At 73.0% G+C, this 3,676-nt stretch carries 2 protein-coding genes and 1 pseudogene; all 3 read left to right on the plus strand.

What is annotated here, in order from left to right:
- A pseudogene (locus CCN72_RS23695) lies at positions 1–804 on the plus strand (hypothetical protein); the annotation flags it as partial.
- Positions 805–848: 44 nt separating this feature from the next.
- On the plus strand, positions 849–2,507 hold the full coding sequence (locus CCN72_RS23700; RefSeq protein WP_086809390.1) for a glycosyltransferase family 2 protein: 1,659 nt from the start codon (positions 849–851) through the stop codon (positions 2,505–2,507).
- A gap of 105 nt (positions 2,508–2,612) precedes the next feature.
- Positions 2,613–3,608: a UDP-glucose 4-epimerase GalE gene (gene galE, locus CCN72_RS23705; RefSeq protein WP_086809388.1), complete on the plus strand. Its 996-nt coding sequence runs from the start codon at positions 2,613–2,615 to the stop codon at positions 3,606–3,608.
- Positions 3,609–3,676 lie beyond the last annotated feature (68 nt).

A 3,676-nucleotide genomic window follows, 5' to 3' on the forward strand; every position in this document is an offset into this window, starting at 1 on the left:
ACGCGCTCCCCGCGCGCGGGCGGTGTGCTCGGGGCGCTCGGCGCGCTGGTGAAGGGCTGGCCCGCGCTGGTGCTCCTGGGCACGCCCCGGGGCGCGGCGACGCGGAGCGCGTGGACCTGGGCGGCGGGCGCCGGGGCCGTCATCCTGGGGCTGCTGTCCGTCGCGTTCCGGCATCCGCTGTCCTTCCTGGCGGAACAGGGCGGGCGCGGGGTGCAGATCGAGTCGCTGGGCGGTACGGCGCTCAACCTGGCCCGGCACGCGGGGTGGTCCGGCCGGCCCCATTACCAGTACGGCGCCATCGAGTTGGTGGGTCCGTACGTGCCCGTCGTCGCCGCCGTGTCCCTCGCGCTGACGGCGGCCGCGTTCGGGCTGCTGGTGCTGTGGCGGGTGCGGGCGCGGCACTGGACCGAGGCGACGGCGGCCGACGCGGCGCTGTGCGCGGTGCTGCTGTTCACGGTGACCAGCCGGGTGATCAGCCCGCAGTACATGGTCTGGCTGATCGGGCTCGCCGCGGTGTGCCTGGTCTCGCGGCACACCGGTCAGCGTCCGGTGGCGGTGCTGGTCCTGGCGGCGTCGGCGCTGAGCACGGTGGTGTACCCGCTGTGCTACGGGCAGGTGATCGGGGGGAGTTGGGCCGGCTGTCTGCTGATGCTGGGCCGCAACGGGCTGCTGACGGCCGCGGCGGTGCTGTCCTTCGTCAGGCTGTGGCGGGCCACGGCCGCACCGATGGTAAATGGTGAGCAAAGAACACAACCTTGCCCTGATTCCGACCGTCTACCAAACCGAGCACTAAGCATCTCTTAACGGAGTATTACCGAACATTTCTACGCTCCCGGCCTGTGGACCCCATGCTTCCCGACTCGCCCGCCCAGTCAGAGAACACAGAGAACACACAGACCCCACAGAGCACTCCGCGCACCGGCGCCGTCGGCGTCGTCGTGATCGGCTACAACGACCGTGCCCATGTGGCCGACGCCGTGCGTTCGGCGCTCGCGCAGGGGCCCTCGGTCGCGGAGGTCGTCGCGGTGGACGACCGGTCCACGGACGGCAGCGCCGAGTCGCTCGACCGGATGGCCGCCGGCGACGCCCGGTTGCGGGTGATCCGGCGGGACGTCAACAGCGGTGGCTGCGGCAGTCCGCGCAACACCGGGATCGACGCGGTGACGGCGCCGTACGTCATGTTCCTGGACAGCGACGACGTGTTGCCGCCGGGCGCGGTGGACGCGCTGCTGACGGCCGCCGAGGGGGCGGGCGCCGCGGTGGCGAGCGGACTGTGTGTGCGCCGGGAGCTGCCCTCGGGGCGTGAACAGCCCTGGCAGGAGCCCCTCTACACGGCGCACTCCGTTCTCGCTCGCCCCGCCCAGCGCCCGCTTCTGGTCCACGACACGCTGTGCGTCAACAAGCTGTACCGCACCGACTTCCTGCGCGAGCACGGCATCCGCTTCCCCGAAGGCCGTTTCCTCTACGAGGACTTCGTCTTCACCGCCCGGGTCCTGGCCGCGAGCCCGCGCATCGCGCTGGTGCCGGACCGTGTCTACGTCTGGCACGTGCGCCGCGCCGCCGAACGGCTGTCGCTCTCCCTCGACCGGGGGCACATCGACAACTGGGAGGCGCGCACGCGGGCGTGCGCGCTGGCGTACGACATTCTGCTGGCCGCCGGCCAGAAGGAACTGGCGCGGGCGGCGCGGGCGAAGTTCCTCGACCACGACGTGCGGATGTACGCACGGGAACTGGGCCTGCGCGACGCGGAGTACCGGCACGCCTGGTGGACGCACACCCGTGCGTACCTCGGGCGTTACGACGCCGCCGACTGGGAGCAGGATCCGGGCTCCCCCGGCCGGCTGCTGGGCCGGCTGCTCCTGGAGTCGCCCGAGCCGCGCGATCTGCCCCGGCTGCGGGACCTGGCCGCGCGTCCCGGCCGGCTGCTCCCGCCGTACGCCCGTACCCCGGACGGCGCCCCGGTCTGGTCCGCGGACCTGCCCCAGGTGTCCCTCGCGCCCTTCCTGACCGATCCCGTCGAGACGCTCCCCCTCGCGCTGGACGCGGAGGTGCGCCCGCGGGCGGGCACCGGGGCGCTCACGCTGCGGCTGCACGAGCTGTACGGCAGGGTGGCGCAGGCGGGGCCGCGCGAGGTGGAGGTGCGCTGGGAGTCCCGGGACGACGCGCGCGCCCGGGGGCGTACGACGGCCGCCCTGGCCCCCGCCGGGCCGGATCTCTGGTCGGCCGAACTGCCCCTGGACGTGGGCGCGTTCGGTGCGGGTGTCTGGGATCTGCGGCTGGCCGTGCGTTTCGCGGACGGCGCGGAGCGCGAGGCCACGGCGGCCGCCCGGGCGGGCGCCGGACGGTTGCGCCGACGCGTCGTACCCGACCTCCGGCACGGCGTACTGCTCGTACAGCCGTACGCGACGCACTCCGGCGCGCTGGCGCTGCGCGTGGCGACGGGGGTGCGCGGACTCGCGCGGATACTGCGCGGACGGCTGCGGCGACTGCGGCGGCTGCTGCGCTGACGGACGGCGGCCGCCTGCTCGTACTGTGTCCGGAACTGCTGAACCGTCCGGAACTGCTGGGTCTGGAACTACTGGGTCTGGAACGAGACCGGGAAGAGAATCAACGTGTCTGTCCTCATCGCCGGTGGAGCGGGTTACATCGGAAGCACCGTCGCGTCGGCCTGTCTGGACGCGGGCATCACCCCGGTGATCCTCGACAGCCTGGTCCGCGGCCGTGCCGAGTTCACCGAGGGGCGGGTCTTCTACGAGGGCGACATCGCGGACGGCGCCCTGGTCGACCGGATCTTCGCCGAGCACCCGGACATCACCGCGGTGGTGCACTGCGCGGCGCTGATCGTGGTGCCGGAGTCGGTGGCGGATCCGATCGGCTACTACGAGGCGAACGTCACCAAGAGCCTGGCCTTCGTCGGGCATCTGCGGCGCAACGGGTGCGACCGCCTCGTCTTCAGCAGTTCGGCGTCCATCTACCGGGCCGAGGACGGCTCGCCCGTCACCGAGGACTCGCCGCTGGCGCCGCAGAGCCCGTACGCGCGGACCAAGGCGGTGTGCGAGGGGATGTTCGCGGACATCGCCGCGGCCGGGCAGATGCGGGTGCTGTCCCTGCGGTACTTCAACCCGGTCGGCGCGGATCCCCTGCTGCGCACCGGTCTCCAGCTCAAGCGGCCCAGCCATGCGCTGGGGATGCTGATCCGGGCCCATCAGGCGGGGACGCCGTTCCCGGTCACCGGCGTGAACTACCCGACCCGCGACGGCACGGGCATCCGTGACTACGTGCACGTCTGGGACCTCGCGGCGGCCCACGTCGCGGCGATCGAGCGCTTCGACTCCCTCCTGACCGCGTCCGCGCCGTCGATCGCGATCAACCTGGGCACGGGCTCCGGTACGACGGTCCGCGAGCTCTGCGCGGCCTTCAACAACGTCGTGAGCACGCCCCTGGCCACGATCGACACGGATCCCCGGCCGGGGGACGTGGCCGGCGGCTACACCACGAGCGACCGCGCGTCCCGCCTGCTCGGCTGGACCCCGACCCTCTCCCTGGAAGAGGGCATCCGCTCGGCCCTGGAATGGATCCCGGTCCGCGACAAGATGCTGAGGGACTGAGCGGGGCGCGCCGCAGGGAGGCCCGGGGCGTATGCCGGGGGCGCGCCGTGGGGGGCGCGGGCGTATGC

Source organism: Streptomyces murinus, from assembly GCF_002154555.1.
Taxonomy (GTDB): Bacteria; Actinomycetota; Actinomycetes; order Streptomycetales; family Streptomycetaceae; genus Streptomyces; species Streptomyces murinus.